This window comes from Pseudomonas sp. BF-RE-21, from assembly GCF_019947305.1.
GTDB lineage: Bacteria > Pseudomonadota > Gammaproteobacteria > Pseudomonadales > Pseudomonadaceae > Aquipseudomonas > Aquipseudomonas migulae.
The window spans coordinates 47,537-74,227 of the sequence record NZ_JAGYGF010000004.1 but is presented as its reverse complement, the minus strand read 5'-3'; the positions used below and the strand labels follow the sequence as shown (position 1 = coordinate 74,227).

The window sequence follows — 26,691 nt, the reverse complement described above, 5'->3', positions numbered from 1 at the left end:
CCGAAAGGGCCGGGCGCTGTTTTTATCCAAGTACTTTGAGGTGATTCCCATGATGAAAGGTGGCATGGCCGGCCTGATGAAGCAGGCGCAGCAGATGCAGGAAAAAATGGCCAAGATGCAGGAAGAGCTGGCCAACGCCGAAGTCACCGGCAAGGCGGGTGGCGATATGGTCACCGTGGTGATGACCGGTCGTCACGACGTCAAGCGCGTGACCATCGATCCGAGCCTGGTCGAAGGCCTGAGTGAAGACGACAAAGAGATGCTGGAGGCCGTATTCGCCGCCGCCGTCAACGACGCCGTGCGCAAGATCGAAGCCAACAGCCAGGACAAAATGTCCGGCATGACCGCTGGCATGCAACTGCCACCGGGGATGAAGCTGCCGTTCTGATTCGCCAAAGCGCGTCGGATGAGCTACAAAAAAATGCCAGGCATTGCGCCTGGCATTTTTGTTTCTGTCTGTTGGAGATGTAGTGTCTGTGGTGACGCCTTCGCGGGCAAGCCTTGCTCCTACAGGTATTGCATAGCACTTGTAGGAGCGAGGCTTGCCCGCGAAGAAGTCGACTCGGTCCCGAACAGAAACATCGAACACCCGACCGCCACAAAGGTCTGCTTCCCTATACCGCCAAATTCATCGATCAAAGGAGACGCTCACATGCCACAAGCATTGACCCTCAACCAACGTATCGTCCTGGCGTCCCGCCCGGTGGGCGCACCGACGCCGGAGAATTTTCGCCTGGAGCGGGAAGCACTGCCGGACCTGGCGGATGGCCAGATATTGCTCAAAACCCTGTACCTGTCGCTGGATCCCTACATGCGCGGCCGCATGAGTGACGCACCGTCCTACGCGGTGCCGGTGGCAATCGACGAAGTGATGACCGGTGGCGCCGTCAGCCGTGTCGAGCGCTCGCTGAATCCGAAGTTTCAGCAAGGTGACCTGGTCGTCGGCGCTACCGGCTGGCAGAGCCACAGCATCAGCGACGGTCGCAATATCATTCCGGTGCCGTCCGGGCTGCCGAGCCCGTCGATGGCGCTGGGTGTGCTCGGCATGCCGGGCATGACCGCCTACATGGGCTTGATGGACATCGGCCAGCCAGCCTCTGGAGAAACCCTTGTGGTCGCGGCGGCGTCCGGCGCGGTGGGCTCAGTGGTCGGGCAAGTGGCGAAGATCAAAGGCCTGCGTGTGGTCGGTGTGGCCGGTGGCGCGGACAAGTGCCGCTATGTGGTGGACGAGTTGGGTTTCGATGCCTGCATCGACCACAAGAGTCCCGACTTCACCGCTAAGCTGGCTCAGGCGTGTCCCCAGGGCATCGACATTTATTACGAGAACGTCGGTGGCAAGGTATTCGACGCGGTGGTGCCGTTGCTCAACCCCAAGGCGCGGATTCCGCTGTGCGGCCTGATCGCTTCCTACAACGCCAGCGAGGCGCCGACCGGTCCGGATCGCCTGCCGCAATTGCAGCGCACCTTGCTGACCAAGCGTGTGCGGATTCAGGGCTTCATCGTGTTCGACGACTACGGTGATCGTCAGCCGGAATTCGTCAGCGCCATGGCGCCGTGGGTGCGCGACGGCAAGGTGAAATTCCGCGAAGATGTGGTCGAGGGTCTTGAGAATGCACCCGAGGCGTTCATCGGCCTGCTGGAGGGACGCAACTTCGGCAAGCTGGTGGTGCGCGTCGCGCAGGACTGAGTATTTGACGCTAAAGAGAGGCGCGGGTATAAACCGCGTCTCGTTGTTTTGTCGGACGTTTCCCCATGAGCTTCAGCCCTTTGATTCGCCAACTGATCGATGCCCTGCGAATTTTGCCAGGTGTGGGTCAGAAAACTGCCCAACGCATGGCGTTGCAGCTGCTCGAGCGTGATCGCAGCGGTGGCTCGCGACTGGCCCTGGCACTCAGCCAGGCGATGGAAGGGGTGGGGCATTGCCGGTTGTGCCGCACGCTGACCGAAGACGACCTGTGCCCGCAATGCGCCGATAACCGCCGCGACGACACCTTGCTGTGCGTGGTGGAAGGGCCGATGGACGTCTACGCGGTGGAGCAGACCGGTTTCCGCGGTCGATACTTCGTGCTCAAGGGCCACCTGTCGCCGCTCGACGGGCTGGGGCCGGAAGCCATCGGGATTCCGCAATTGCTGGCGCGGATCGAGGAGGCAGGCACTTTTACCGAAGTCATTCTTGCGACCAACCCGACGGTCGAGGGTGAAGCCACGGCGCACTACATCGCCCAGTTGCTCAGCAACAAAGGCCTGATCGCCTCGCGCATTGCCCACGGCGTGCCGTTGGGTGGCGAGCTGGAACTGGTGGATGGCGGGACGTTGGCGCATTCGTTTGCGGGGCGTAAGCCGATTGCTTTGTAATTTTCGGTGTTTGGGCTGATGCCTTCGCGGGCAAGCCTCGCTCCTACAGGGGATCACATTTCCCTGTAGGAGCGAGGCTTGCCCGCGAAGGGAGCTCCTCGGTCCATCTGATTCACACAATCCTGTTGAAAACCAAGCAAGCGCTCGGTTAACGTCGCTGAACCCTTCCATGGAGTTCGCCGATGCCTGCCTTCCAGGAATACTTCGACCCCAGCCACCAATTGGTCCGCGACAGCGTCAGACGTTTCGTCGAGCGCGAGATTCTTCCGGACATCGACCAGTGGGAAGAAGCCGAAAGCTTTCCCCGCGAACTCTACCTCAAGGCCGGTGCAGCGGGGATCCTGGGCATCGGTTACCCCGAAACCCTGGGCGGCAGCCATGAAGGTGATCTGTTCGCCAAGATCGCCGCCAGCGAAGAGTTGATGCGCTGCGGCTCTGGCGGTCTGGTCGCCGGGTTGGGTTCGCTGGACATCGGTCTGCCGCCCATTCTCAAATGGGCCAGGCCGGACGTTCGCGATCGCATCGTGCCGGCCGTGCTGGCTGGCGAGAAGATCAGTGCCCTGGCGGTCACCGAGCCCAGCGGTGGCTCTGACGTGGCCAGCCTGCAAACCCGCGCCGTGCGTGACGGCGACGTCTACCGGGTCAGCGGCAGCAAAACCTTTATCACCAGTGGCGTGCGTGCGGATTACTACACCGTTGCGGTGCGCACCGGTGCGCCCGGTTTCGGTGGCATCAGCCTGCTGCTGATCGAGAAGGGCACGCCAGGGTTCACCGTAGGCCGTCAGTTGAAGAAAATGGGCTGGTGGGCGTCGGACACCGCTGAATTGTTCTTCGATGATTGCCGAGTACCTGTAGGCCATCTGATCGGCGCGGAGAACATGGGCTTCGCTTGCATCATGGGCAACTTCCAGAGCGAACGCCTGGCGCTGGCACTGATGGCCAACATGACCGCGCAACTGGCGCTGGAGGAAAGCCTGAAATGGGCCCGTCAGCGCGAAGCGTTCGGCAAGCCCATCGGCAAGTTTCAGGTGCTCAAACATCGCCTCGCCGAAATGGCCACGGCGCTGGAAGTGTCACGGGAGTTCACTTACCGCCAGGCGGCGAAAATGGCGGCGGGGCAGAGTGTGATCAAGGAGATTTCCATGGCGAAGAATTTCGCGACGGACACGGCGGATCGGATTACCACGGATGCGGTGCAGATTCTGGGGGGCTTGGGTTATATGCGTGAAAGCCTGGTGGAGCGGCTGTACCGGGACAATCGCATCTTGTCGATTGGTGGCGGGACACGGGAAGTGATGAACGAGATCATCAGTAAGCAGATGGGGCTTTGAATCCTGCGGTGTTGCGGCTGACGCCTTCGCGGGCAAGCCTCGCTCCTACAGGATTATGCGTTCCCTTGTAGGAGCGAGGCTTGCCCGCGAAGAGGCCTTTGTAGACGCCGCTTATTTATCGCTCAGGGCAAACTGCGTCAGGCAAAACGTCGGAATCCCCATGTCTTCCAGGCGTTGCGACCCACCCAGCTCCGGCAGATCAATAATCGCCGCCGCTTCATGCACCCGCGCGCCCATGCGTCGAATCAGGTTCGCCGCCGCAATCAGCGTGCCGCCGGTGGCGATCAAATCATCGAACATCACCACCGAGTCGCCTTCACACAAGCTGTCGGCGTGGACTTCGAGGAAGGCTTCGCCGTACTCGGTCGCATAACCTTCGGCCAGCACATCCGCCGGCAGTTTGCCTTGCTTGCGGAACAGCACCAGCGGCTTGTTCAACTGATAGGCCAACACCGAACCGATCAGGAAACCACGGGCATCCATGGCACCGATGTGGGTGAAATCGGCCTCGACGTAACGGTGGGCAAAGCTGTCCATCACCAGGCGCAGGGCGGTAGGCGACTGGAACAGCGGGGTGATGTCGCGAAAAATGACGCCCGGTTTCGGGAAGTCGATCACCGGGCGGATCAGGGATTTGATGTCGAAGGAGTCGAAGACCATTGTCTAGGTGTCCTGGCAGGCTGCAAACGTCGCAGTATAACGGCGGCTGAACCGTTTCGCTCAGCCGCCGTGGTCGTAATCAGCCTTCGATCGAACCGCCGGCGAGGGCGCAGAGCTGGATCGGGTCGAGGATGTGGATTTCCTTGCCTTCGGCGGCGATCAGCTCGTTCTGCTGGAAGCGCGTGAACACCCGCGACACGGTTTCCACCGCCAGGCCCAGGTAGTTGCCGATTTCATTGCGCGACATGCTCAGGCGAAACTGATTGGCCGAGAAGCCGCGAGCGCGGAAGCGCGCCGACAGGTTGACCAGGAAGGTGGCTATGCGCTCGTCGGCGGTTTTTTTCGACAGCAGCAACATCATCTGTTGGTCGTCGCGGATTTCACGGCTCATCACGCGCATCAACTGACGGCGCAGTTGTGGCAGTTGCAGCGCCAGTTCGTCGAGGCGTTCGAACGGAATTTCGCAGACCGAGGTGGTTTCCAGCGCCTGCGCCGAGACCGGATGCTTTTCGGTGTCCATGCCCGACAGGCCAACCAGCTCGCTCGGCAGATGGAAACCGGTGAGTTGTTCTTCACCGCCATCGCTGAGACTGAAGGTTTTCAGGGCGCCAGAACGTACTGCATAAACGGAGTCGAAAACGTCGCCCTGACGGAACAGGAACTCGCCCTTTTTCAGTGGGCGGCCACGTTTAACGATTTCGTCCAGCGCATCCATGTCTTCCAGATTCAGAGAAAGTGGCAAGCAGAGGGGAGCCAGGCTGCAGTCCTTGCAATGGGCCTGGTTATGAGCGCGCAGTTTTACTGGCTCGGACATTTCTTAAATCCTTGTGGGAAAGCACACATAAGACGTAAGGGTACCTCACCGGAAGACGTTCAGGCCAGCGCTGTGCCGATTTGTCACGCCATGGTAAAGCGCCGCTGTCGGTGGCCGATAAACTGGCATCAACCTATGCGCAGGTACTCGTTTCATGGCCACCATCGGCGTGCTCAACCCCGGCAACAGTGGTGTGCAAACACTGCATGAGCCCGCAAACGGCCTGGCCGGCGAAGACTCGGCAATCGCCATTGGCCCGGCCACTTCGCCCGTGGCTGAAGGCATCAAAGTCTCGTTGTCTGGTGCCGGTTTGACCAAGGCTGCCAGTTCCCACGATGACAACAAGGACATTGAAGAAAGCGGGTTGCCGGAAAACATTCAACAGATCCTGAAAATGATTCGCCGAATACAGAAGCAGATCGCCGAGAAAGTCGCGAGCATGCAAGCGGTAATGGCAGACAAGCGACTTTCAGCTGAAGAACGCAGGGCCAAGCTCGGCGCGCTGCAAGCGACCATCACCACCCTCAATGGCGGGCTGATCACGGCCAATATGGTGCTGTCCAAAGCCATCTCGCAGGCGAGCCTGACCCCTGAGCAAGTGCTGAAGACGACTTCCCTGCTGTTGGAACGTTAGATGACCCGCGAAAACCGCTGGCGATTCTGTTGCTCCAGGTACGCGTCGAACACCATGCACACCGAACGCACCAGCAACCGTCCGGCCGGCAGCACGGTGATCCGTTCATTGTTCAGTTCGATCAGTCCGTCTTCGGCCATGCGTTGCAGTTGCGGCCACAATTCGCCGAAGTAACCGCGAAAATCGATGTTGAAAGCCTTCTCGATATCAGCGAACTCCAGGTTGAAACTGCAAATCAATTGTTGAATCACCGCTCGCCGCAGGCGGTCATCGGCATTGCACAGCAGGCCGCGATTGGTGGCCAGTTGTGCTGAGGCCAAGGCGTTCTGGTACTGATTCAGGTCGCTGCTGTTCTGGCAGTACAAGTCGCCAATCTGGCTGATGGCCGAGACGCCGAGGCCGATCAGGTCGCAATGGCCGTGAGTGGTGTAGCCCTGGAAGTTGCGTTGCAGGGTTGATTCTTCCTGAGCAATTGCCAGCTCATCGTCGGGCAGGGCGAAGTGATCCATGCCGATGTAACGGTAGCCGGCGGCGGTCAGTTGTTCGATGGTGCGCTGGAGCATTTCCAGCTTCTGTGCCGGTGTCGGCAATTCGTCGCTGTTGATTCGCCGTTGCGGCATGAAGCGTTCCGGCAAGTGCGCGTAGTTGAACACCGACAGGCGGTCCGGTTGCAGGTTGATCACTTCGTCGACCGTGCGGGCGAAGTTCTCCGGCGTCTGCCTGGGCAAACCGTAGATCAGGTCAATGTTGATCGAGCGAAATTGCAGCGTCCGTGCGGCGTCGATCACCGCCCGGGTTTCTTCCAGGCTTTGCAGGCGATTCACCGCGCGTTGCACGGCCGGGTCGAGGTCTTGCAGGCCGATGCTGACCCGGTTGAAACCCAGCTCGCGCAGCAGGCCCATGGTCGACCAATCGGCTTCGCGAGGGTCGATCTCGATGCCGTAGTCGCCGGAATCGTCCTCCAGCAAATTGAAGCTTTTACGCAACTGGGCCATCAGCTGACGCAGTTCGTCATGGCTGAGAAAGGTCGGTGTGCCGCCACCGAAATGCAATTGCTCGACCTTCTGCGCCGGGTCGAGATGGCAGGCGATCAGCTGGATTTCCTGCTCCAGGCGCTGCAAGTAGGGCAGGGCGCGGCCGCGATCCTTGGTGATGACTTTGTTGCAGGCGCAGTAGTAGCAAATGTTCGCGCAGAACGGCACGTGCACATACAGCGACAAAGGACGCAGGGCCTTGCGGCTTTCGCGCAGCGCATGGAACAGGTCGAAGGTGCCGACATGACCATCGAACTGCACGGCGGTCGGGTAGGAGGTGTAACGCGGTCCCGCCAGGTCATAACGGCGGATCAGATCGGTATCCCAACGAATGGCGTCGAGCATCATGCGGGCATTCCCCCGGATAGGCTGGCAGTGTCGGCAAGTCTATGGGGTGCGGCGTTGGGGCATCTTGATTTGCATCAACGGTCAGGATTTGTGTTTTCGGTGCGGGCCTCTTCGCGGGCAAGCCTCGCTCCTACGTTGAATTACATTCCCCTGTAGGAGCGAGCGGTGCGACGATTCGACTTGCCCGCGAAGGCCGCGCCGCCGATCAATGCCCCATAAGCCAATGCTGATGCGGCCCCGGCAAGGTCCAGATGCCAAACAGCATCACCAGCAAGCCGCCCGTCATCCGTACGTACCGTTTGCGCAACAGCGCCGTGACCCGCTCGGCCGCCAGCCCCGTGGCAAGCAACACCGGCCAGGTGCCCAGCCCGAACGCGAGCATCAGCAATGCACTGTCCAGCGCATTGCCCTGGCTCGCCGACCACAGCAACGTGCTGTAAACCAGCCCGCACGGCAGCCAGCCCCAGAGCGCGCCGAGCAACAAGGCTCGCGGCAGGCTCGACACTGGCAACAGCTTGTTCGCGACGGGCTGAATATGCCGCCACAGACCGCGACCGAGGCTTTCGATGCGGGTCAGGCCGCTCCACCAGCCGGCGAGATAAAGCCCCATGGCGATCAGCAGCAATCCGGCGAGGATACGCATGAACATCGCCGCCGGACTGTTCGCCACCGCCCAACCCGCCAGGCCGATCAGCAAGCCGGCCGCTGCGTAACTGAGAATTCGCCCGAGGTTGTAGGCCAGCAGCAATCGAAACCGGCGGCTGCGCTGTTCCTTGGGAATCGCCAGGGTCAACGCGCCCATCAAGCCGCCGCACATGCCCAGGCAATGCCCGCCGCCGAGCAGGCCCAGAATGACCGCCGACACCAGCAGGGGCGCCAGCTCAAACATGCGGGGGCGCCTTGTCGTCCGGTTTGGCCGGATGGCCGCTGGCCTCGTCGACCGCTGCGGTGTGGTTCGGGTCCTGGTCGTCGAACAGGATGCTGTGGGCCGGGCCGTCGAGGTCGTCGTACTGACCGCTGTCGACCGCCCAGAAGAAGATGTAGACCGCGATGGCGACGATCAGCAGTGCGGCCGGGATCATCACGTAGAGAGCTGGCATGGTGAGGCTCCATGCCCGCGCGGCTCAGGCCGGCAGCGGGCGGGTTTCTGGCGTGGCGCTGGCGGCCGGCGTGCTCGGCAGGCGAGTCAGGCGCAGGGCGTTCAGCACCACGGTCAACGAACTGATGGACATGCCGACCGCCGCCCACACCGGCGTGATCCAGCCGAGGGCGGCGAACGGCAACATGAGGCCATTGTACAGCCCGGCCCACAACAGGTTCTCGATGATGACCCGACGGGTGCGCCGAGCGAGGCTGAAGGCTCGCACCAACGCGTCCAGGCGGTTGGACAGCAGCACGGCGTCGGCGCTGGTTTTCGCCAGATCGGTGGCCGAACCCATGGCGACGCTGATGTCGGCGGCGGCCAGCACCGGCACGTCATTCACGCCGTCACCGAGCATCAACACCTTGCGCCCTTCCTTGTGCAACTGTTGCAGGACCTGCAATTTGTCGTCCGGACGCAAACCGCCACGGGCCTCGTCGATGCCCAGCTCGGCGGCGACGCTGGCGACCATCGGCGAGCTGTCACCCGACAGCAGCAATGTGCGCCAGCCGCGTGCTCGGCAGGCTTCCAGTAACGCGGGCGCATCGCTGCGCAAACGGTCGTCGAGGACGAACCATGCCAGCGGTCCGGCATTGTCGCCGAGCAGCAGCCATTGGCCGGCTTCACCCGGCATCAACGGGATGGCAGCGCCACTGAGTTCGCAGACAAAACCCGGTTGGCCGATGCGCAGGCGTTGCTTACCGACCACGCCTTCCAGGCCCAGCCCCGGCGTGCTGTGGACTTCTTCGGCGGCCAGTGGCGCGCGACCAAACGCACGGGCGATCGGGTGTTCGGAACGGTTTTCGAGGGCGGCGGCGAGGCCCAGGCATTGATCGCTGTCGAGCGCGCCGAGGGGGCGGATCGAGCGCAGCGCCAGGCGTCCTTCAGTGAGGGTGCCGGTCTTGTCGAAAATAACCGTGTCGATCTGGTTCAGGCCTTCCAGCACATGGCCGCGGGTCAACAACAAACCCAACTTGTGCAGCGTACCGGTGGCGGCAGTGAGGGCGGTCGGTGTGGCGAGGGACAAGGCGCACGGGCAGGTCGCGACGAGCATCGCCAGGACAATCCAGAAGGCGCGCGATGAGTCCAGCTCCCACCACAGCAGACCAATGCAAGCGGATGCGATCAGCGTCAGCAGCAGGAACCATTGCGCGGCGCGGTCGGCGATCTCCGCCAGTCGTGGCTTCTCGGCCTGGGCGCGGTCCAGCAGGCGGACGATGGCAGACAGCCGGGTGTCCTGGCCGAGGGCGAGGACTTCCACGGTCAGCGCGCCTTCGACGTTCAGGGTGCCGGCGGTGACGGCGTCACCAAGCGTGCGCGGCTGTGGCAGGTATTCGCCAGTCAGCAGGGATTCGTCGATGCTCGACTGGCCGTCGAGGATCTTGCCGTCGGCCGGCAGGATCGCACCGGGATGCACCAGAACCTGATCGCCGACGCGCAGTTCGCTGAGCAGGATCCGCTCGCTCTGGCCGTCGGCGCTCAAGCGCAAACACGAGGCGGGCAGCAGATTGACCAGCTGTGCGGTGGCGGCGGCGGTGCGTTCGCGGGCGCGACGCTCCAGATAACGCCCGGCCAGCAGGAACAGCGCAAACATGCCGACGGCATCGAAATACAATTCGCCGACCCCGGTGATCGAAGTCCAGATCCCGGCGATGTAGGCACTGCCAATCGCCAGCGACACCGAAACGTCCATGGTCAGGTGGCGGGTACGCAAATCGCGCATCGCCCCTTTGAAGAACGGCGCACAGCTGTAGAACACGATCGGCGTGGTGAGGAACAGCGCGACCCAGCGCAGGATGGTGTGCAGCTCGGGGCTGAGGTCGATATTGAATTCCGGCCAGGTGGCCATGGTCGCCATCATCGCCTGGAACCACAGCAGCCCGGCAACCCCGAGTTGGCGCAGGGCCAGGCGGTTTTCGCTGGCCAGTTGTTCGCTGGCGCGGTCGGCTTGATAGGGATGGGCGGCGTAACCGATGTGGCGTAACTCGCTGAGCACCTGGCTCAGCGGCAATTGCGCATCGGCCCAGCGTACTTGCAGGCGATGGTTGGACAGGTTGAGGCGCGCTTCGGCCACCGCCGGCAAACCGCGCAGGTGTTTTTCGATCAGCCAGCCACAGGCCGCGCAACTGATGCCTTCCATCAGCAGCGTGGTCTCGGCGAGTTCGCCATCGTGGCGCACGAAGGGTTTTTGCACGTCGGCGCGATCGTACAGCGCCAGTTCATCCACTAACTGCACCGGCAACGCTTCGGGGTTGGCCGAGGCTTCGCTGCGGTGCTGGTAATAGCTTTCCAGCCCACCGGCGACAATCGCTTCGGCCACCGCCTGACAACCCGGGCAGCAGAACTCGCGGGTTTCACCGAGGACGGCCGCGGTGAAGCGGCTGCCGGCCGGGACGGGCAGGGCGCAGTGGTAGCAGGGGGTTGGGGTGGTCATGATGTTGGATCTATGTCGTCTGGAAGGGCCTCATCGCTGGCAAGCCAGCTCCTACAGGGGTTCGCACGATCCTGTAGGAGCCGGCTTGCCGGCGATGCGCGAAGCGCGACTTTACTTTTTCAGGTCTTCGGCGCCCTGCAGCGGTTCGTCACCCAGCAGCAGATCCTTGTCATGGCTGACCAGCTCTTCTTCGAACATACGCCAGATGTGGTCGTCCTGAGTACCCAGCAGTTCGACAAAACGACGACCTTCAACCTTGTCGCTCAACTGGCCGATGTAGCGGCCCTGTTCGGTTTCGCTTTGGGCGAGGGTGATCTTGCGATCCTTCTCCGGCTGGGTCGGCGAGATCAGGTTCAGTTCGAGGGTTTTCGGTTGGCTGTTGCCGCTCAGGCGCAGGTCGACTTCGCCGGTCACGTCATCCAGGTGCACACTGGCGCGCAGGAGCAGGGTTTGCGCCAGCAGTTCACGGTCGAGGGAGCGGTTGATGCCTTTGCCGGCCTCGTAGTAGTTGTCGTTGACCAGGTTGTCCGGGTTGTTCACCGCGATGGTCACCATGGACAAGGTCAAAGTCACCGAACAGGCGAGGATGGCAATGATGATCCACGGCCAAAGATGCTTGTACCAGGGACTTGCGGCGTTTGCTGCGGGCATGATCACTTCTCTTAACGAATTTGTGGGCCGATGAACCGGCTCTTGGCTTCAACGTGGATGCTCTCGTCATCGGCATCCTTGAGGATGAATTTCACCTCGTTGGTGCTCGATGGCAGTTTTTCCGGCGCGATGGACAGTTCCACCGGCTGGCTGAAAATTTCGCCGGCGGCGACCTTGATCTCGCGTTTGCCTTGCAGCTTGAGATCCGGCAGGCCGGCGGCTTCCAGCACGTAGGTGTGGTCGCGCTGATCCTTGTTCATGATCTTCAGGCTGTAGACGTTTTCAATCCGGCCTTCGGCGTTCTCGCGGTACAGCACGCGGTCTTTACTGACGTCGAAACCGACCAGCGAACGCATGAAGAACGCGGTCGCCAGCAACGCCATCATCGCCAGCAATACAGCGGCGTAGCCGATCAGGCGTGGGCGCAGTTTATGGGTTTTTTGCCCGGACAGGTTGTGCTCGGTGGTGTAGCTGATCAGGCCGCGCGGGTAATCCATCTTGTCCATGATGCTGTCGCAGGCATCGATGCACGCAGCGCAACCGATGCATTCGATTTGCAGGCCGTCGCGGATGTCGATGCCGGTCGGGCAGACCTGGACGCACATGGTGCAGTCGATGCAATCGCCCAGGCCCTGAGCCTTGTAGTCGATGCCTTTCTTGCGCGGGCCGCGGCTTTCACCGCGACGTGGATCGTAGGAAACGATCAGCGTGTCCTTGTCGAACATCACGCTCTGGAAGCGTGCATACGGACACATGTAAATGCACACCTGCTCGCGCAACCAGCCGGCGTTGCCGTAAGTGGCGAGGGTGAAGAACCCGACCCAGAAATACGACCAGCCATCCGCTTCGCCAGTGAAGAATTCGATGGTCAGTTCGCGGATCGGCGAGAAGTAACCGACGAAGGTCATGCCGGTTGCGAAGCCGATCAGCAGCCACATCGAGTGCTTGCTGAATTTACGCAGGAACTTGTTGGCGCTCATCGGCGCCTTGTCGAGCTTGATGCGCTGATTGCGATCGCCTTCGGTGACCTTCTCGCACCACATGAAAATCCACGTCCAGACGCTCTGCGGGCAGGTATAACCGCACCAGACACGACCGGCGTACACGGTAATGAAGAACAGGCCGAACGCGCTGACAATCAGAATTCCCGAGAGCAGGATGAAATCCTGCGGCCAGAACGTTGCGCCAAAAATAAAGAACTTACGCTCCGGCAGGTTCCACCAGACGGCTTGATGGCCGGCCCAGTTCAGCCAGACCGTGCCGAAATACAACAGAAACAAAAACGCGCCGCCCATCATCCGCAGGTTACGGAACAGGCCGGTGAAGGCGCGGGTGTAGATCTTTTCTCGAGAGGCGTAGAGGTCGACGCTGTTGTTCGCGTTCTTGGCAGGCGGGGTAACGTCGTGTACCGGAATCTGGTTGCTCATCAGTTGCATCCCACGGCAGTGGAAAAATGCCTCGGTCAGTACATGCCGACCGCGGTCAAAAAGGGGTGTTGCAGTGGCGCAATGATACGCCTGTAGCTCTAGATCAAGGGTGCGACCTTTGGTCACGTTGGTGGAAACCAACTGACGGTGTAATGACTTGAATCAATTGACTGGTGAAATTATGGACGGTTTTGCGGGTGCCGACGTTCAATCGGCCCATGGATTGATCAGTGCAACGCCGCTGGATTGAAAGTCGCCGATATTGCGAGTGACCACCGTCAGACCATGCACCAGGGCAGTCGCTGCAATCAGCGCGTCGCTTTCGTTAGTGCTGTCTGGAACATGCAAGCCGGCACAGCGTAGGGCCACGGCGGCGTCGACGGGCAAGATTCTGGCATCAAAGGCTGGCATGACATGTCGCTTAAGCCAGGTACGCAATACCTTCCCCTGCGCGGGGTCACGACGCTCCATTCGCAGAACCCCGGTCTCCAGCTCCTTTAGGGTAATGGCCGAAATAAACATTCGTGGGGCGATGACGCTTTTGGCCCAGGCGACGACGTTTGCATCCGCCCGGGGTTTGCGCAATTCAGAAATTACATTGGTGTCGAGCAGAAACATCAGGACAGGTCCACGGGTCGATGAATGATCACGGCGCGCTCGGTTTCGAACTCGATGTCTGCCGCTTCCGGCATCACCAATAGATCGACAATGCTGGCGTTGCTGCCGGTGAGATTTTGGTAGTCCTCAATGCTTAGCAGTACATGGGCCGGCTTGCCACGGTCGGTGATGATAACCGGTCCCTGGCGCGTGGCTTTTTTGGCACTACTTGTGTCCTGATTGAATTCGCGGCTCGAGATAGTGGTGATGGCCATCATGGTTGGCCTCCTGAAAGCGGTAATGTAGAAACGTTACTACTTGATCCTCTGCTTCGGCAACCTGAATCCATGGAGAAGGTCGTACCGTTCGTCGTTTCAGTGACGAAGGTTGGCTGCCAGTGCCGAGGTCACTCACTTTGTTCTCAATGTGGCTGGTAATGCGTAGATATTGATAGATATCAGTTTTTATTGAAGTGGCGATTGCATTGAAAGTTTGGCGGAGTATGTGGGTAAGTTGGTCGAGTTGGTTTTATAGTTGGTGTTCACAATTATATATATGTTGTTTATTGTTGTTCTGGTGAGTGTTGTTGTAGTTTGCTCTTCGCAGATGTGTTTTAAATGGATTTTGTGTGAGTGCGCTCACTATTAAATATTAGGGAAAAGGACAAGATGGAATTAAGCAAAGGATGGCCGTTGTTGGTGTTGCTGGTAGGTGTGTGGGTAGTTCCTGTTGTGTCGTCGGCGCAAACGCCACGGCATATCGTGTTCGCTTCGGACCCGCAGTTTCCCTGGACCGATAACACTGACGCCCGGTTGCCGGAGTCCGATTCGCAGAAGCGGGAGCGCTCCCGTTGGCTGATCGAAACGCAGTACGACAGTATTGCCGACTTCAGGCGGCAACAGGGTGGGAGCGCGGCGGTTCCCGTGATGATCAATGGCGATATGACTGCCTTCGGTCATGCGGATGAGCGTTCCTATGTCCAGCAGACGCTGGATGCGAAACTTCAAGGGGATTATGACTACGGGTTGGGTAATCATGACTATCAAAATAACGTGGATGATTGTTTTCTGAATAGTTGCGCCGCTGGAAGCATTGAAAATCTGAAGGAGCGCTATTGGGGAAAAGTCGGCAGTATGGATCTGGCAGCGCGGGCTTCATGGCCGAGCACCACTTATTACGGAAGTCTCGCGTACTCCAGGGATTATGGCGATGTGCACTTGGTGCAGTTACATAACGAGCCAACTTACTCGGTGACCTTTTCTTCGGGGACTTTTTTCAGTCCGACGGTTTTTGAAATTACCCCGGCACTCGATTGGCTTGAACGTGACCTTCAGCAGGCACGCGCGCAGGGGAAAATCATTCTACTGAACATGCATAAACCCAATGATTTTATGGGTGACTGGAGTCAGGAAAAACGGTTCAGGGATATGATCGAAAAGTATGAAGTGACTGCAATATTCGCCGGTCATCTTCATGGGCATGGCGGCACCATCTGGTACACGAACGGTGTGCCCGGTTTCATCAGCGGCAGTGCATCCCAGCAGACCTATCTGATCGCCAGTTTTTCCGAGGATCGCAAAAACCTGCACGTCTATGCGGTCGATAACAACCAGTGGCAAAAACGTGAGCTGATAGCGACAGTGCCGGTGTCATGAATTCTGGCCAATAGCCCATAAAAAAGGCCCCGCCAGATCACTGGCGGGGCCGTTTTTTTTGCATCAAGCGTTTGCCTTACTGGGCATCCGCCGCCGGAGCTTTCTCACCGTGAGACAAGCTGTAGACGTAAGCGGCCAGCAGGTGAACCTTGTCGTTGCCTTGCAGCTGTTCTTGCGCAGGCATCTGGCCCTGACGGCCGTAACGGATGGTCTGCTGCAGTTGAGCGAAGCTCGAACCGTAGATGAACGCGCCCGGGTGGGTCAGGTCAGGTGCGCCCATCGCTGGCGTCCCTTTACCGGCCGGACCGTGGCACGCCACGCAGTTGGCGGCGAACAGTTTCTGCCCGGCAGCCGGGTCAGCCTTGGTGCCTTCCGGCAGCTTGCGGCCATCGAGGCTGGTCAGGACGAACGCAGCAACGTCCGCAACACCTTGCTCGCCGATCACTTCAGCCCACGCCGGCATGACCGCGTGGCGGCCGCCCATGATGGTGGCCTTGATGGTTTCTGCTTCGCCACCCCAGCGCCAGTCGGCGTCGGTCAGGTTCGGGAAGCCATAAGCGCCTTTGGCGTCGGAGCCGTGGCAAACCGAGCAGTTGGAGGCGAACAAACGGCCACCCATCTTCAGGGCTTGCGGGTCCTTGGCGACTTCTTCGATCGGCATGGAAGCGAATTTGGCGAAGATCGGGCCGAACTTGGCGTCCGACTTGGCCATTTCCTTTTCCCACTCGTGAACGCCGGTCCAGCCGCTCTGGCCGTTGGCGAACGCGGTCTGCTTTTCGTTATCCAGGTAGTTGTAACCCGGCAGCAGGCCTTTCCAGTTGCCCAGGCCCGGGTACAGCACCAGGTAACCCAGGGCGAAAATGATGGTGCCCACGAACAGCATGAACCACCATTTCGGCAGCGGGTTGTCGTACTCCTCGATCCCGTCGAAGGAGTGGCCAACCGTTTCTTCGGTGGCTTCGCTGCGCTGGCCCTTGCGGGTGGACAGCAACAGCCAGGTCAGGGCGAAGATGGTGCCGAGACTGAGGACTGTGACGTACAGACTCCAGAACGTAGTCATTCTTTGTTACTCCTAGAAGCTTGCTCGACGTGCTTGATGGCTTCGGGATCATCCGCGAAAGGCAGCAAGGTCGCGTCTTCAAACTCCGACTTGCGCTTGGGGCTGAACACCCACAACGCCAGACCGATGAAGGCCACCATCACAACAACGGTGCCCAGGCCACGAATCATCCCGATATCCATCTAAATCACCGTTTGCTTTTGATGATGGTGCCCAGGCCTTGCAGATAGGCCACCAGCGCGTCCATTTCGGTTTTGCCCTTCACAGCATCCTTGGCACCGGCGATGTCTTCGTCGGTGTAAGGGACGCCGAGCGTGCGCAAGACTTCCATTTTCTTGGCGGTGTCTTTGCCGTCGAGCTTGTTTTCCACGAGGAACGGGTAGGCCGGCATTTTCGACTCGGGCACTACGTTGCGCGGGTTGTACAAATGCGCACGCTGCCAGTCATCGGAGTAACGACCGCCGACACGGGCCAGGTCCGGACCGGTACGCTTGGAACCCCACAGGAACGGGTGGTCCCAGACGCTTTCACCGGCAACCGAGTAGTGGCCGTAGCGTTCGGTTTCAGCACGGAACGGGCGGATCATCTGCGAGTGGCAGCTGACACAACCGTTGGCGATGTAGATGTCGCGGCCTTCCAGTTCAAGGGCGGTACGAGGCTTCATGCCTTCGACCGGCTTGTTGGTGACGTCCTGGAAAAACAGCGGAACGATCTGGGTCAGGCCGCCGATGCTGACGGCGATGACCATGAAGAAGGCCAGCAGGCCAATATTCTTCTCGACTGCTTCATGCTTCATCAGTGAGCTCCAACTACAGCAATCTGTTCGGCGGCTTCAGCTTCGGCCGGGTTCGAGGCACGTACGGTACGCCATACGTTGTAGGCCATGAGCAGCATGCCGGTGGCGAAGAATGCGCCGCCCAATGCGCGAACGATGAAGCCCGGGTGGCTGGCTTGCAGCGCTTCGACGAACGAGTAGGTGAGGGTGCCGTCGTCGTTGATTGCACGCCACATCAGACCCTGGGTGATGCCGTTGACCCACATCGAAGCGATGTACAGCACGGTACCGATGGTCGCGAGCCAGAAGTGTGCGTTGATCAGGCCGATGCTGTGCATCTGCGCGCGACCGAACAGTTTCGGGATCATGTGGTAGATCGCGCCGATCGAGATCATCGCTACCCAGCCAAGAGCGCCGGCGTGTACGTGGCCGATGGTCCAGTCGGTGTAGTGCGACAGCGAGTTGACGGTCTTGATCGCCATCATCGGACCTTCGAAGGTCGACATGCCGTAGAACGCCAGCGATACCACGAGGAAGCGCAGGATCGGGTCGGTGCGCAGCTTATGCCAGGCGCCCGACAGGGTCATCATGCCGTTGATCATGCCGCCCCAGCTTGGTGCCAGCAGGATGATCGACATGGCCATGCCCAGCGACTGCGCCCAGTCCGGCAGCGCGGTGTAGTGCAGGTGGTGCGGACCGGCCCAGATGTACAGGGTGATCAGCGCCCAGAAGTGCACGATGGACAGGCGATAGGAGTAGATCGGACGCTCGGCCTGCTTCGGAACGAAGTAGTACATCATCCCGAGGAAGCCGGTGGTCAGGAAGAAACCTACGGCGTTGTGGCCGTACCACCACTGGATCATCGCATCCGTCGCACCGGCGTAGGCCGAGTAGGACTTGAAGAAACTGACCGGCAGCGAGGCGTGGTTGACGATGTGCAGCATCGCCGTCACGACGATGAAGGCACCGTAGAACCAGTTGCCCACATAGATGTGCTTGGTCTTGCGCTTGGTGATGGTGCCGAAGAACACCAGACCGTAGGTGACCCAGACGATGGCCAGCAGAATAGCCAGGGGCCATTCCAGCTCAGCGTATTCCTTGGTGGTGGTGTAACCCAACGGCAAGGTAACGATGGCGCCGACGATCACCGCTTGCCAACCCCAGAAGGTGAAGGCCGCGAGGCTGTCGGAAATCAGTCGCGTTTGGCAGGTTCGCTGCACGACGTAATAAGAAGTGGCAAACAGTGCACAGCCACCAAAGGCGAAAATCACCAGGTTAGTGTGCAACGGGCGCAGGCGTCCAAAGCTCGTCCACGGCAGACCGAAGTTCAACTCCGGCCAGACCAGTTGCGAGGCGATGAAGACACCGAGCCCCATGCCAAGGATCCCCCAGACCACCGTCATGATGGCGAACTGGCGGACTACCTTATAGTTATAAGCAGTCGGACTGATTGCTGTGCTCATTCTAAGGTTCCACGGTTTGGGTGTTTTATTAGGAGTAAAAATCGGCCGCAAGTATGGAGAAAGCAGGGGGTCATTGCAACGCGCCATGACCTGGGTCAATGCTTTCAAAAGCTGATTCTGCGGCCTTTCCATGCGCCGCGTAAGGACAAAATCGCCCTCGGACAAAATGTCGCAGCGAACGAAAATGATGAGAGGGTCAGGTCAGTTGTAACGGGGTGTGTTCAAACGCAACGATCGGGTGACCGATGGCAATTGGCACGACAGCCGGTATCTACCAGCCTTTGCGGCTTGTCATCGAGCTGATTCGTCGAACACATCGGGTCGGGTCGACCTGGAACCGGCTCAAGCCAGTCCGCATCGGGGCAAGCTTAGACCCGAATCTGGTGAACCGAAAGGCGGACTAACGGAGGGGTGCGACAATGGGTCGCAAAGGGGCAGGGAACTGCCGCATCCGAGAAGAATGCGGCAGCAGAGCGGTCAAGAATTATTCGCTTTTGCCTTCGGCCTGCAAACGCTCTGTATTCAGAGCGTGGGACAGGCTGTACACATAAGCGGCCAGCAGTTGCACTTTGTCGCTGCCGAGCAGTTCGTTCTGCGCCGGCATATGGCCCTGGCGGCCATGGCGGATCGTTTGTTGCAGTTGCGCCAGGCTTGTACCGTAGATAAAACCGGCCGGTTGCGTCAGGTTCGGCGCACCCATGGCTTCAGTGCCCTGGCCGTTTGCCCCATGACAGGCTACGCAGGTGGTGCTGAATGCTTGCTGTCCGGCTTGCAGGTCGGCGGTGTCGCCAGCCGGCAATGGCAGGCCGGCCAGTTCATGACGCACATACGCGGCAACGTTTTTCACGCCGGCTTCACCGAGGATTTCACCCCAGGCCGGCATCGCCGCCATGCGTCCACCCATGATCGTGGTCTTGATCATCTCGGCGTCGCCGCCCCAGCGCCAGTTGCTGTCGGCCAGGTTCGGGAAACCGAAAGCGCCCTTGGCATCCGAGCCGTGGCACACCGAGCAGTTCGAGGCGAACAGGCGACCGCCCATTTTCAGCGCTTGCGGGTCCTTGGCCACTTCTTCCACCGGCATGGCGGCGAATTTGGCGAAGATCGGTCCGAACTTCGCGTCGGCCTTGTTCATCTCCTTTTCCCATTCGTGAACGCCGGTCCAGCCGTTCTCGTAACCCGGCAGGATGCCTTTCCAGTTGCCCAGGCCCGGGTAAAGAATCAGGTAGCCCACGGCGAACACCAGCGTGCCGGCGAACAGCATGAACCACCACTGCGGCAGCGGGTTGTCGTACTCCTCGATGCCGTCGAAGCTGTGGCCCATGGTCTGGTCGACGCTGCCCTTGGTTTCGCCCTTGCGGGTGCCGATCAGCAGCCAGGTCAGGCCGATCAGGCTGCCGATGGTCAGTACGCAGATCCACGTACTCCAGAAAGTGGTCATGACCGGGTACTCCTTGCTTCAGGTTCTTGGGTGCTATCGGCTTGTGGCTCATCGGCGAACGGCAGCAAACGTGCTTCGGCGAACTCCGGATTGCGCTTGCTGTTGAACACCCACAACGTCAGGCCGACAAAGGCCACAAACACCACGACCGTGCCCAGGCCGCGAATCAATCCACTGCTCATTACGCTCATTATTTCAAAGGGCATGGCTCACCTCTTGCTCTTGATGGCAGTGCCGAGCACTTGCAGGTAGGCGACCAGCGCGTCCATTTCGGTCTTGCCCTTGAGCGATTCGACCGAGCCTGCGATGTCGGCATCGGTGTACGGCACGCCGAGGGTGCGCATCGCCTTGATCTTGGTTTCGGTGTGGCTGCTGTCGAGCTGATTGGCCACCAGCCATGGATAGGCCGGCATCTTCGATTCCGGCACCACGTTGCGCGGGTTGTACAAGTGCGCGCGGTGCCAGTCTTCGGAGTAGCGGCCGCCGACACGGGCCAGGTCCGGACCGGTACGCTTGGAACCCCACAGGAACGGGTGATCCCAGACGCTTTCCCCGGCCACCGAGTAGTGACCGTAACGCTCGGTCTCGGCGCGGAACGGCCGGATCATCTGCGAGTGGCAACCGACGCAGCCTTCGCGGATGTAAATGTCGCGACCTTCCAGTTGCAACGCGGTGTAGGGCTTCATGCCTTCCACCGGTTTATTGGTCACGTCCTGGAAGAACAGCGGGACGATCTGCGTCAGACCGCCGATGCTCACGGCCAGGACCATCAGCAGCATCAGCAGGCCGACGTTTTTTTCGATTGTTTCGTGTTTCATCTCGGACTCCTCAGGCCATCTGCGCGGCAGCGGCGACTTCGGCAGGCTGCGAGGCCCGCACGGTGCGCCAGGTGTTGTAAGCCATCAGGAACATGCCGCTGAGGAAGATCGCACCGCCCACCAGTCGCACGATGAAGCCTGGGTGGCTGGCCACCAGGGTTTCGACGAAGGAGTAGGTCAGCGTGCCGTCTTCGTTGACTGCGCGCCACATCAGGCCCTGGGCGATGCCGTTGACCCACATCGAGGCGATGTACAGCACGGTGCCGATAGTGGCCAGCCAGAAGTGCGCGTTGATCAGGCCGATGCTGTGCATCTGCGGGCGACCGAAGATTTTCGGGATCATGTGGTACAGCGCGCCGATGGAAATCATCGCCACCCAGCCGAGTGCGCCGGCGTGTACGTGGCCGATGGTCCAGTCGGTGTAGTGGGAGAGGGCGTTCACGGTCTTGATCGCCATCATCGGCCCTTCGAAGGTCGACATGCCGTAGAACGCGAGCGAGACCACGAGGAAGCGCAGGATCGGGTCACTGCGCAACTTATGCCAGGCACCGGAGAGCGTCATCATGCCGTTGATCATGCCGCCCCAGCTTGGCGCCAGCAGGATCAGCGACATCACCATGCCCAGCGACTGCGCCCAGTCCGGCAGCGCGGTGTAGTGCAAGTGGTGCGGACCGGCCCAGATATACAGGGTGATCAGCGCCCAGAAGTGCACGATCGACAGGCGATAGGAATACACCGGACGCTCGGCCTGTTTCGGCACGAAGTAATACATCATCCCGAGGAAACCGGCGGTGAGGAAAAAGCCTACGGCGTTGTGGCCGTACCACCACTGCACCATGGCATCGGTCGCACCGGCGTACAGCGAGTAGGACTTGGTGAAACTCACCGGCAGCTCAAGGTTGTTGACGATGTGCAAAATCGCCACGGTGATGATGAAACCACCGAAGAACCAGTTGCCCACATAGATGTGCTTGGTCTTGCGCTTGGCCAGCGTGCCGAAAAACACGATGGCGTAGGCGACCCAGACGATGGTGATCAGGATGTCGATCGGCCATTCCAGCTCGGCGTATTCCTTGGAACTGGTGTAACCCAGCGGCAGGCTGATCGCCGCCAGCAGAATCACCAGTTGCCAGCCCCAGAAGCAGAACGCGGCGATTTTCGGTGCAAACAGTTGCGTCTGGCAGGTGCGTTGCACCGAATAGAACGAACTGGCGAACAGGGCGCAACCGCCGAACGCGAAGATCACCGCGTTGGTGTGCAGCGGGCGCAAGCGGCCGAAACTGGTCCACGGCAAATTGAAGTTGAGTTCGGGCCAGACCAATTGAGCCGCGAGAAAAACCCCGAGCCCCATGCCGACGATGCCCCACACCACCGTCATAATGGCGAATTGGCGGACCACCTTGTAGTTGTAGGCGGTACTGATAGAAGTGTTCATGGTTCCCCATCCACGGTTCAGCCGAAAGGGCGTTCGCGCAAGGCAGACGCTCCCTTCGCCTGGAGTTATAGGCAGACTAAAAGCGAGGCAAGCATGGACAAAGAGCACAAGGCCAGTATTGACGGGGATCAATGGGCGCAGTGTGTGCGGGAGCATGGATGGCTGTGGAATGAAGCCGCTTCAACGGTTTCGGGTGAACCTGTGACGCTGATTCTTGCGCATGGCGCCGGGGCGCCGATGGACAGCGCCTGGATGAACGACATGGCCGCGCGCCTTGCTGCGCAGGGCGTCAACGTGTTGCGCTTCGAGTTCCCCTACATGGCACAACGACGTGTCGATGGCGGCAAGCGTCCCCCGAACCCTGCGCCGAAACTGCTGGAATGCTGGCGTGAGGTGTACGCCGTGGTGCGACGCCATGTCACTGGCCGTCTGGCCATTGGCGGCAAGTCCATGGGCGGGCGGATGGCCAGTCTATTGGCCGATGAGCTCGAAGCCGATGCGTTGGTGTGCCTCGGCTATCCGTTCTATGCCGTAGGCAAACCGGAGAAGCCACGGGTCGAGCATCTGGCTGCGCTGAAGACCCGGACGCTGATTGTCCAGGGCGAGCGCGATGCGTTGGGGAATCGTGAGGCGGTCGAGGCTTATGCGTTGTCGCCGAGTATCGAAGTGTTCTGGCTGGTGGCGGGGGATCATGATTTGAAGCCGTTGAAGGTTTCGGGGTTTACGCATGAGCAGCATTTGGCGGCTGCGGCGCAAAAGGCATCCGAGCTTATCCGTTGAAGTTTTGGTTTCAGTAGGTCGGGACGTATTGCACAAAGCCCATGATGTATTCAACTGGGCTCTGTGCCGTACTGATCTTGATAGAGGGCTAAATCCGTTAATCGTGAAACAGATCATTCTTTCACAGGACGCCATTCAGTCATTTCGAAACTGCCTTTTGGTTCCAGGTCATAGTTGGTCTTGAATTTAGCGCTAAAACATCCTACGACGTGTCCTTTTTCCACATCGATTTCGATTTCCAAAGTGCCTTCGTCTGCGTGTACAGATTTGTATTTAATGTGGTCTGGAGTCCCAGGTAATGAATGTGTGTGTCTGATAATTAACCCATCGTTCAAATTATAAGTGCGCTTCAGTGGTTCCTTGTCGAAATGAGGAATCCACATGTCGTAATCAAAGTAGTCCTCGTTGTCGGGACTTCCTGTAGCCCCCTTGAAAACCCAGACAAGGCCACTATTGAGCTCGGTTTGATAAAATTTTGTTGCTTGGGCTTTTGTTTCTATGTTCCGATCTTTCCATTTGAATTCGTCATCTGGCATGGAATTATGATCGTTACTCAGCATGAGTATGTCAGGATTGTTCATGAGTAGCCTCTTTAGTGATTAAGATTTTTGTTCATGGTGCCAATCGTGATAACGCGATCCAGAGTTTAATGAATAGTATTTTTTTAGCTACTGTCATAGTTGTCAGCTATGCGGTGGCTTTTATTTGTGCTAGTAGTTTTTAGCCGTTTGGCACATTCGATCAGGACAGGTATTCCGTATTCATGAGCTTGGCAAGCCATTGCTTCCACACCAACGTCTAGCTCCTCGCTGTACTCCGCGTCCAGAGCATTTTGAGTTCGACTATTCTTCAAATAGACCGACATTAGTGCTTGGTTGAAACCTTCGGCGAAGGTTCGCATGGTGTCTTGGTCGAGCGCGGTGGTCAGGTCGAATTCAATAACTCTCATGTTCAAACCTGCGGCGCCAGTGCGGAGGGTGCGCAACTTAGTGGTCGGAGCCTGGCACTCGTCGGCGGTTCGTTACAGGCGCAGGATGCTGCGGCTTTGAGTATCCACAGACAATCGGCTTAATGTAGGCAGTATCGCAGCGCCAGCCATCAAGCTGGAGTCGGGTGCCGCCGCAACTATCGTCGTCGCTGATCGTGCAGGGCGAGCGAGATACGCTGGGCAATCGGGAAGCTATCGAGGGATATGTGTTATCGCCGGCTATCGAGGTGATGTGGCTGCCGGCGGGGGATCATGATTTGAAGCCGTTGAAGGTTTCGGGGTTTACGCATGAGCAGCATTTGGCGGCTGCGGTGGGGAGGGTGGCTGAGTTTCTTCAGCGAGGTCATTCCTTACAGAAATGACCTCATCGCGAGCAGGTGCTCTGAAGTTTTGCCACGCACACACACATGTGCGCTCAACAAAAACGTGCGAGGAGCCTGATCACGAAGAGGTCATGAGAGCCATCGTTCTTGGATCGGCACTTTTGCCTTCCTGCTTCATGTGTTATTGGTCGGCTCTTTTCAAATCGAATGTGCCTATCGGATTCATTCGATAGCCCCCGCTATAAAAAATTGCATTGAAATCGCCATGCACTGTCCCCTTGGCTGGATCGAGCCTGATAGTAAGTTCCGCCTTGTCTGCCAGGGTGGATGTGAAGTTAGGTGCGGGGGGAACTGAATGGATATGGAATACGTAAAACCACTGCCCATCCCCAATCTTGTAGGTTTTCTCTAGCAGGTCTTCACCCTCATAAGGCACTGAGAATTGAAGCGCGAAGAACGTACCGTCTTCAGTCTTGCCGGTAGAACCTTGGAAAACCCAATTGTCGATACCAGGTCCGCCACGAAACGCCGTAAATAAAGTAGATTCAGCGTAGATCGGTTCCCCTGTGAATCTCCAGTGAAAATCGTTACCAGCTGCCTGACTTTTATGGTCGTCCGGGAAAAAAATAGGAAAAGCACTCATCGAAAAAATCCTTTTCTGTTTAAAGTCGAAGGAAGTAAATGCCGGGTGTAACGGCATTTAAATGCTACCCCACCGTACTGGCGTGTCTACTGTCATAACTGACAGTTGGGTGCGTACTTTCAGCTGAGTTTCGCGCAGTGGCGGCCAAATGCGCGCTGTCGATTTTTGACTTTCATCAGGCAATAAAAAACCCGGAGGCTTTCACCGTCCGGGTTTTGTTTTTCCAGCATCAATCAGCGGTTAAACCGCTCCACCAACGAATACTGGGTATTCGCGGTCTTGGTCAGCTCTTCACTCAACAACGCCGAGTGCTGCGCCTGTTCCGACGTCTGGTCGGCCAGTTGCGAGATGTTGCTGATGTTGCGGCTGATTTCTTCGGCCACCGAGCTTTGCTCTTCGGTCGCGGCCGCGATCTGGGTGGTCATGTCGGTGATGTGTGCCACCGCTTCGCTGATCCCGACCAGTGCCTGATCCGCTTCGAGTACCCGCGCCACACCTTCTTCCGCCTGGCGATGCCCGGATTCCATGGTTTGCACGGCGGTGCTGGCGGTTTGCTGGAGCTTGGCGATCAGGGCGTGAATCTGCCCGGTGGATTCGCTGGTGCGTTGCGCCAATTGGCGAACTTCGTCGGCAACCACCGCAAAGCCGCGACCCATCTCGCCGGCACGCGCCGCTTCGATGGCGGCGTTCAACGCCAGCAGGTTGGTCTGGTCGGCGATGCCTTTGATTACGTCGACCACGCCGCCGATTTCATCGCTGTCCTTGGCCAGTTGCGTCACGGTCAGGCCGGTTTCGCCGACCACCTCCGACAGGCGCTGAATGGCTTCGCGGGTTTCCCCGGCGATGTCACGGCCGCGCCCGGTCAGGCGATTGGCTTCTTGAGTCGCGTCCGCCGTGCGTTGCACGTGGCTGGCGACTTCCTGGGTGGTGGCGGCCATCTGATTGACGGCGGTGGCCACCTGCTCGGTTTCGACGCGCTGACGTTCCAGGCCGGTGGAGCTGCTGTGAGCCAGTGTGTCGGACTGTTTCGCCTGGTCGCTCAGGTGCTCGGCGGTGTCCTGCAGACGGGTCAGGCAGGTTTTCAGGCGGGCTTCCTGGCTGAGGATCGACATCTCCAGACGCGCCTGGGCACCACGGCTGTCGGTGTACATCTGCGCGATCAGCGGGTCGGAGGTGGTCTGCTCGGCCAGGCGCAGCAAGCGCTTGAGGCCGCGCTGTTGCCAGCTCAACCCCAGCAGGCCCAATGGCACCGAAAGACCGGCGGCCAGGGCAAAACCCCATTGGGAGTTGAGCGTGGCACCGATCATGAAGCTCAGCTGGCTGACCAGAATGAACGGCAACCAGTCCTGCAGGACCGGCAGCCATTTATCGGTGGAAGGAATCGCTGACTTGCCCTGGTTGATGCGTTGGTAGAGCGCTTCGGCACGCTGGATCTGCTCGGCGGTGGGTTTGACCCGCACCGACTCGTAACCGATCACCTGGTTGCCATCGAACACCGGTGTGACGTAGGCGTTAACCCAGTAGTGGTCACCGGTCTTGCAGCGATTCTTGACAATGCCCATCCATGGCAAGCCTTGTTTCAATGTGCCCCACATGTGCGCGAACACCGCGGCCGGTACGTCGGGGTGACGAACCAGGTTATGCGGTGCACGGATCAGTTCCTCGCGGGAATACCCACTGATTTCGACGAAAGCGTCGTTGCAGTAGGTGATCACGCCCTTGGCATCGGTGGTGGAGATCAACCGTTGCTGAGCCGGGAAGGTCCGTTCGCGTTGTGTAATGGGCTGGTTGTTACGCATGGCTTTTTTCAATCCGCAAGGCTTTGAGAGGTTGTCGGCACCGTCAGGGATTTATTGAAGAATATTTTTCAATAATCAGCGGCGCGTC

General features: G+C 59.2%; 29 protein-coding genes and 1 pseudogene. 8 read left to right on the top strand and 22 right to left on the bottom strand.

The features are described 5' to 3' along the window. Positions 1-49 precede the first annotated feature (49 nt). From KGB25_RS04755 to KGB25_RS04740, 4 genes are all read left to right on the top strand, one after another. Positions 50-388: a YbaB/EbfC family nucleoid-associated protein gene (locus KGB25_RS04755; RefSeq protein ID WP_008028561.1), complete on the top strand. Its 339-nt coding sequence runs from the start codon at positions 50-52 to the stop codon at positions 386-388. A 264-nt stretch (positions 389-652) separates the two neighbouring features. Further along, entirely contained in the window at positions 653-1,687 is a 1,035-nt protein-coding gene (locus KGB25_RS04750; protein ID WP_223434375.1) for an NADP-dependent oxidoreductase, read from the top strand. A 65-nt stretch (positions 1,688-1,752) separates the two neighbouring features. Further along, positions 1,753-2,355 (top strand): recombination mediator RecR, encoded by a 603-nt coding sequence (recR, locus tag KGB25_RS04745; protein WP_223434374.1) that lies wholly within the window; start codon positions 1,753-1,755, stop codon positions 2,353-2,355. Positions 2,356-2,537: 182 nt separating this feature from the next. Further along, positions 2,538-3,686: an acyl-CoA dehydrogenase family protein gene (locus KGB25_RS04740; RefSeq protein ID WP_223434373.1), complete on the top strand. Its 1,149-nt coding sequence runs from the start codon at positions 2,538-2,540 to the stop codon at positions 3,684-3,686. Positions 3,687-3,797: 111 nt separating this feature from the next. On the opposite strand, the gene KGB25_RS04735 is transcribed toward KGB25_RS04740, so the two are convergent. Next, positions 3,798-4,346: an adenine phosphoribosyltransferase gene (locus KGB25_RS04735; RefSeq protein ID WP_008057870.1), complete on the bottom strand. Its 549-nt coding sequence runs from the start codon at positions 4,344-4,346 to the stop codon at positions 3,798-3,800. Positions 4,347-4,425: 79 nt separating this feature from the next. Next, positions 4,426-5,160 (bottom strand): fumarate/nitrate reduction transcriptional regulator Fnr, encoded by a 735-nt coding sequence (gene fnr / locus KGB25_RS04730; RefSeq protein ID WP_008028550.1) that lies wholly within the window; start codon positions 5,158-5,160, stop codon positions 4,426-4,428. Between the two features lie 154 nt (positions 5,161-5,314). On the opposite strand from fnr, the gene KGB25_RS04725 reads away from it, so the two are divergent. Then, the gene (locus KGB25_RS04725; RefSeq protein WP_223434372.1) at positions 5,315-5,794 is read left to right on the top strand and encodes a hypothetical protein; all 480 of its coding nucleotides are present in this window, start codon (positions 5,315-5,317) and stop codon (positions 5,792-5,794) included. Here KGB25_RS04725 and hemN read toward each other — a convergent pair. The 8 genes from hemN to KGB25_RS04685 all read right to left on the bottom strand — a co-directional run bounded on the left by hemN (position 5,791) and on the right by KGB25_RS04685 (position 13,701). After that, positions 5,791-7,173: an oxygen-independent coproporphyrinogen III oxidase gene (gene hemN / locus KGB25_RS04720; protein ID WP_223434527.1), complete on the bottom strand. Its 1,383-nt coding sequence runs from the start codon at positions 7,171-7,173 to the stop codon at positions 5,791-5,793. The two genes, KGB25_RS04725 and hemN, sit on opposite strands and share 4 nt — an antisense overlap. A gap of 208 nt (positions 7,174-7,381) precedes the next feature. Next, positions 7,382-8,065 carry a sulfite exporter TauE/SafE family protein gene (locus KGB25_RS04715; RefSeq protein WP_008028545.1) on the bottom strand — a complete coding sequence of 228 codons (684 nt, stop codon included), beginning with the start codon at positions 8,063-8,065 and terminating at the stop codon, positions 7,382-7,384. Beyond that, entirely contained in the window at positions 8,058-8,276 is a 219-nt protein-coding gene (ccoS, locus tag KGB25_RS04710; protein WP_008028543.1) for a cbb3-type cytochrome oxidase assembly protein CcoS, read from the bottom strand. Before ccoS ends, KGB25_RS04715 begins: the two co-directional genes overlap by 8 nt. A gap of 24 nt (positions 8,277-8,300) precedes the next feature. Further along, positions 8,301-10,751, bottom strand: a complete 2,451-nt coding sequence (locus KGB25_RS04705; RefSeq protein WP_223434371.1) for a heavy metal translocating P-type ATPase — start codon at positions 10,749-10,751, stop codon at positions 8,301-8,303. 111 nt (positions 10,752-10,862) lie between these two features. Further along, positions 10,863-11,402 (bottom strand): FixH family protein, encoded by a 540-nt coding sequence (locus KGB25_RS04700; protein WP_008028539.1) that lies wholly within the window; start codon positions 11,400-11,402, stop codon positions 10,863-10,865. 11 nt (positions 11,403-11,413) lie between these two features. Next, positions 11,414-12,829: a cytochrome c oxidase accessory protein CcoG gene (gene ccoG, locus KGB25_RS04695; RefSeq protein ID WP_008028537.1), complete on the bottom strand. Its 1,416-nt coding sequence runs from the start codon at positions 12,827-12,829 to the stop codon at positions 11,414-11,416. Between the two features lie 207 nt (positions 12,830-13,036). Continuing rightward, complete coding sequence (locus KGB25_RS04690) at positions 13,037-13,447, bottom strand: type II toxin-antitoxin system VapC family toxin (RefSeq protein ID WP_192226265.1); 411 nt, start codon at positions 13,445-13,447, stop codon at positions 13,037-13,039. Continuing rightward, complete coding sequence (locus tag KGB25_RS04685; protein ID WP_192226576.1) at positions 13,447-13,701, bottom strand: type II toxin-antitoxin system Phd/YefM family antitoxin; 255 nt, start codon at positions 13,699-13,701, stop codon at positions 13,447-13,449. The genes KGB25_RS04690 and KGB25_RS04685 overlap by 1 nt, the downstream gene beginning before the upstream one ends. A 393-nt stretch (positions 13,702-14,094) precedes the next feature. Between KGB25_RS04685 and KGB25_RS04680 the strand changes: the two genes are divergently transcribed. Then, positions 14,095-15,081, top strand: coding sequence for a metallophosphoesterase family protein (locus KGB25_RS04680; protein ID WP_223434370.1), 987 nt, complete (start codon positions 14,095-14,097; stop codon positions 15,079-15,081). A 76-nt stretch (positions 15,082-15,157) separates the two neighbouring features. Here the strand turns inward: KGB25_RS04680 and ccoP (KGB25_RS04675) are convergent, their stop codons facing one another. The 8 genes from ccoP (KGB25_RS04675) to ccoN (KGB25_RS04640) all read right to left on the bottom strand — a co-directional run bounded on the left by ccoP (KGB25_RS04675) (position 15,158) and on the right by ccoN (KGB25_RS04640) (position 22,070). After that, positions 15,158-16,141, bottom strand: a complete 984-nt coding sequence (gene ccoP, locus KGB25_RS04675) for a cytochrome-c oxidase, cbb3-type subunit III (RefSeq protein WP_008028532.1) — start codon at positions 16,139-16,141, stop codon at positions 15,158-15,160. Then, positions 16,138-16,323: a CcoQ/FixQ family Cbb3-type cytochrome c oxidase assembly chaperone gene (locus KGB25_RS04670; protein WP_003175465.1), complete on the bottom strand. Its 186-nt coding sequence runs from the start codon at positions 16,321-16,323 to the stop codon at positions 16,138-16,140. The genes ccoP (KGB25_RS04675) and KGB25_RS04670 overlap by 4 nt, the downstream gene beginning before the upstream one ends. Before the next feature lie 5 nt (positions 16,324-16,328). Further along, positions 16,329-16,937 (bottom strand): cytochrome-c oxidase, cbb3-type subunit II, encoded by a 609-nt coding sequence (gene ccoO / locus KGB25_RS04665; RefSeq protein WP_008028530.1) that lies wholly within the window; start codon positions 16,935-16,937, stop codon positions 16,329-16,331. Further along, positions 16,937-18,379, bottom strand: coding sequence for a cytochrome-c oxidase, cbb3-type subunit I (ccoN, locus tag KGB25_RS04660; RefSeq protein WP_008028528.1), 1,443 nt, complete (start codon positions 18,377-18,379; stop codon positions 16,937-16,939). The genes ccoO (KGB25_RS04665) and ccoN (KGB25_RS04660) overlap by 1 nt, the downstream gene beginning before the upstream one ends. Positions 18,380-18,863: 484 nt before the next feature. Next, positions 18,864-19,817 carry a cytochrome-c oxidase, cbb3-type subunit III gene (ccoP, locus tag KGB25_RS04655; protein WP_223434369.1) on the bottom strand — a complete coding sequence of 318 codons (954 nt, stop codon included), beginning with the start codon at positions 19,815-19,817 and terminating at the stop codon, positions 18,864-18,866. After that, positions 19,814-20,023, bottom strand: a complete 210-nt coding sequence (locus KGB25_RS04650) for a cbb3-type cytochrome oxidase subunit 3 (RefSeq protein ID WP_008028524.1) — start codon at positions 20,021-20,023, stop codon at positions 19,814-19,816. The genes ccoP (KGB25_RS04655) and KGB25_RS04650 overlap by 4 nt, the downstream gene beginning before the upstream one ends. A 3-nt stretch (positions 20,024-20,026) precedes the next feature. Continuing rightward, entirely contained in the window at positions 20,027-20,635 is a 609-nt protein-coding gene (ccoO, locus tag KGB25_RS04645; RefSeq protein ID WP_008028522.1) for a cytochrome-c oxidase, cbb3-type subunit II, read from the bottom strand. Positions 20,636-20,645: 10 nt separating this feature from the next. Next, positions 20,646-22,070 (bottom strand): cytochrome-c oxidase, cbb3-type subunit I, encoded by a 1,425-nt coding sequence (gene ccoN, locus KGB25_RS04640; protein ID WP_008028521.1) that lies wholly within the window; start codon positions 22,068-22,070, stop codon positions 20,646-20,648. A gap of 93 nt (positions 22,071-22,163) precedes the next feature. Between ccoN (KGB25_RS04640) and KGB25_RS04635 the strand changes: the two genes are divergently transcribed. After that, positions 22,164-22,850 (top strand): alpha/beta family hydrolase, encoded by a 687-nt coding sequence (locus KGB25_RS04635; RefSeq protein ID WP_223434368.1) that lies wholly within the window; start codon positions 22,164-22,166, stop codon positions 22,848-22,850. A gap of 113 nt (positions 22,851-22,963) precedes the next feature. Here the strand turns inward: KGB25_RS04635 and KGB25_RS04630 are convergent, their stop codons facing one another. Continuing rightward, the gene (locus tag KGB25_RS04630; RefSeq protein WP_223434367.1) at positions 22,964-23,431 is read right to left on the bottom strand and encodes a hypothetical protein; all 468 of its coding nucleotides are present in this window, start codon (positions 23,429-23,431) and stop codon (positions 22,964-22,966) included. An 83-nt stretch (positions 23,432-23,514) separates the two neighbouring features. Beyond that, the gene (locus tag KGB25_RS04625) at positions 23,515-23,799 is read right to left on the bottom strand and encodes a hypothetical protein (RefSeq protein ID WP_207285070.1); all 285 of its coding nucleotides are present in this window, start codon (positions 23,797-23,799) and stop codon (positions 23,515-23,517) included. A gap of 185 nt (positions 23,800-23,984) precedes the next feature. Here KGB25_RS04625 and KGB25_RS04620 point away from each other — a divergent pair. Beyond that, positions 23,985-24,200 (top strand): annotated as a pseudogene (locus tag KGB25_RS04620) (alpha/beta family hydrolase); the annotation flags it as partial. 142 nt (positions 24,201-24,342) lie between these two features. Here KGB25_RS04620 and KGB25_RS04615 read toward each other — a convergent pair. Together KGB25_RS04615 and KGB25_RS04610 are read right to left on the bottom strand one after the other, a co-directional pair. Next, a complete protein-coding gene (locus tag KGB25_RS04615) occupies positions 24,343-24,804 on the bottom strand; it encodes a hypothetical protein (protein WP_207285072.1) in 462 nt (153 codons plus the stop codon). A gap of 233 nt (positions 24,805-25,037) precedes the next feature. After that, positions 25,038-26,603 carry a methyl-accepting chemotaxis protein gene (locus tag KGB25_RS04610; protein ID WP_008028517.1) on the bottom strand — a complete coding sequence of 522 codons (1,566 nt, stop codon included), beginning with the start codon at positions 26,601-26,603 and terminating at the stop codon, positions 25,038-25,040. Positions 26,604-26,691: the final 88 nt, after the last annotated feature.

Excerpts from the sequence above, each read along its gene's own strand:
- fnr (WP_008028550.1), bottom strand. The coding sequence starts at position 5,160 with ATGTCCGAGCCAGTAAAACTGCGCGCTCATAACCAGGCCCATTGCAAG.
- ccoG (WP_008028537.1), bottom strand. The coding sequence starts at position 12,829 with ATGAGCAACCAGATTCCGGTACACGACGTTACCCCGCCTGCCAAGAAC.
- KGB25_RS04700 (WP_008028539.1), bottom strand. The coding sequence starts at position 11,402 with ATGCCCGCAGCAAACGCCGCAAGTCCCTGGTACAAGCATCTTTGGCCG.
- KGB25_RS04755 (WP_008028561.1), top strand. The coding sequence starts at position 50 with ATGATGAAAGGTGGCATGGCCGGCCTGATGAAGCAGGCGCAGCAGATG.
- KGB25_RS04715 (WP_008028545.1), bottom strand. The coding sequence starts at position 8,065 with ATGTTTGAGCTGGCGCCCCTGCTGGTGTCGGCGGTCATTCTGGGCCTG.
- KGB25_RS04725 (WP_223434372.1), top strand. The coding sequence starts at position 5,315 with ATGGCCACCATCGGCGTGCTCAACCCCGGCAACAGTGGTGTGCAAACA.
- hemN (WP_223434527.1), bottom strand. The coding sequence starts at position 7,173 with ATGCTCGACGCCATTCGTTGGGATACCGATCTGATCCGCCGTTATGAC.
- KGB25_RS04650 (WP_008028524.1), bottom strand. The coding sequence starts at position 20,023 with ATGCCCTTTGAAATAATGAGCGTAATGAGCAGTGGATTGATTCGCGGC.
- ccoS (WP_008028543.1), bottom strand. The coding sequence starts at position 8,276 with ATGCCAGCTCTCTACGTGATGATCCCGGCCGCACTGCTGATCGTCGCC.
- ccoO (WP_008028522.1), bottom strand. The coding sequence starts at position 20,635 with ATGAAACACGAAACAATCGAAAAAAACGTCGGCCTGCTGATGCTGCTG.
- ccoN (WP_008028528.1), bottom strand. The coding sequence starts at position 18,379 with ATGAGCACAGCAATCAGTCCGACTGCTTATAACTATAAGGTAGTCCGC.
- KGB25_RS04610 (WP_008028517.1), bottom strand. The coding sequence starts at position 26,603 with ATGCGTAACAACCAGCCCATTACACAACGCGAACGGACCTTCCCGGCT.
- KGB25_RS04690 (WP_192226265.1), bottom strand. The coding sequence starts at position 13,447 with ATGTTTCTGCTCGACACCAATGTAATTTCTGAATTGCGCAAACCCCGG.
- KGB25_RS04670 (WP_003175465.1), bottom strand. The coding sequence starts at position 16,323 with ATGGATATCGGGATGATTCGTGGCCTGGGCACCGTTGTTGTGATGGTG.
- KGB25_RS04735 (WP_008057870.1), bottom strand. The coding sequence starts at position 4,346 with ATGGTCTTCGACTCCTTCGACATCAAATCCCTGATCCGCCCGGTGATC.
- ccoP (WP_008028532.1), bottom strand. The coding sequence starts at position 16,141 with ATGACTACGTTCTGGAGTCTGTACGTCACAGTCCTCAGTCTCGGCACC.
- KGB25_RS04625 (WP_207285070.1), bottom strand. The coding sequence starts at position 23,799 with ATGAGAGTTATTGAATTCGACCTGACCACCGCGCTCGACCAAGACACC.
- ccoP (WP_223434369.1), bottom strand. The coding sequence starts at position 19,817 with ATGACCACTTTCTGGAGTACGTGGATCTGCGTACTGACCATCGGCAGC.
- ccoN (WP_008028521.1), bottom strand. The coding sequence starts at position 22,070 with ATGAACACTTCTATCAGTACCGCCTACAACTACAAGGTGGTCCGCCAA.
- KGB25_RS04750 (WP_223434375.1), top strand. The coding sequence starts at position 653 with ATGCCACAAGCATTGACCCTCAACCAACGTATCGTCCTGGCGTCCCGC.
- KGB25_RS04740 (WP_223434373.1), top strand. The coding sequence starts at position 2,538 with ATGCCTGCCTTCCAGGAATACTTCGACCCCAGCCACCAATTGGTCCGC.
- KGB25_RS04705 (WP_223434371.1), bottom strand. The coding sequence starts at position 10,751 with ATGACCACCCCAACCCCCTGCTACCACTGCGCCCTGCCCGTCCCGGCC.
- KGB25_RS04685 (WP_192226576.1), bottom strand. The coding sequence starts at position 13,701 with ATGGCCATCACCACTATCTCGAGCCGCGAATTCAATCAGGACACAAGT.
- KGB25_RS04630 (WP_223434367.1), bottom strand. The coding sequence starts at position 23,431 with ATGAACAATCCTGACATACTCATGCTGAGTAACGATCATAATTCCATG.
- KGB25_RS04615 (WP_207285072.1), bottom strand. The coding sequence starts at position 24,804 with ATGAGTGCTTTTCCTATTTTTTTCCCGGACGACCATAAAAGTCAGGCA.
- KGB25_RS04635 (WP_223434368.1), top strand. The coding sequence starts at position 22,164 with ATGGACAAAGAGCACAAGGCCAGTATTGACGGGGATCAATGGGCGCAG.
- recR (WP_223434374.1), top strand. The coding sequence starts at position 1,753 with ATGAGCTTCAGCCCTTTGATTCGCCAACTGATCGATGCCCTGCGAATT.
- KGB25_RS04680 (WP_223434370.1), top strand. The coding sequence starts at position 14,095 with ATGGAATTAAGCAAAGGATGGCCGTTGTTGGTGTTGCTGGTAGGTGTG.
- ccoO (WP_008028530.1), bottom strand. The coding sequence starts at position 16,937 with ATGAAGCATGAAGCAGTCGAGAAGAATATTGGCCTGCTGGCCTTCTTC.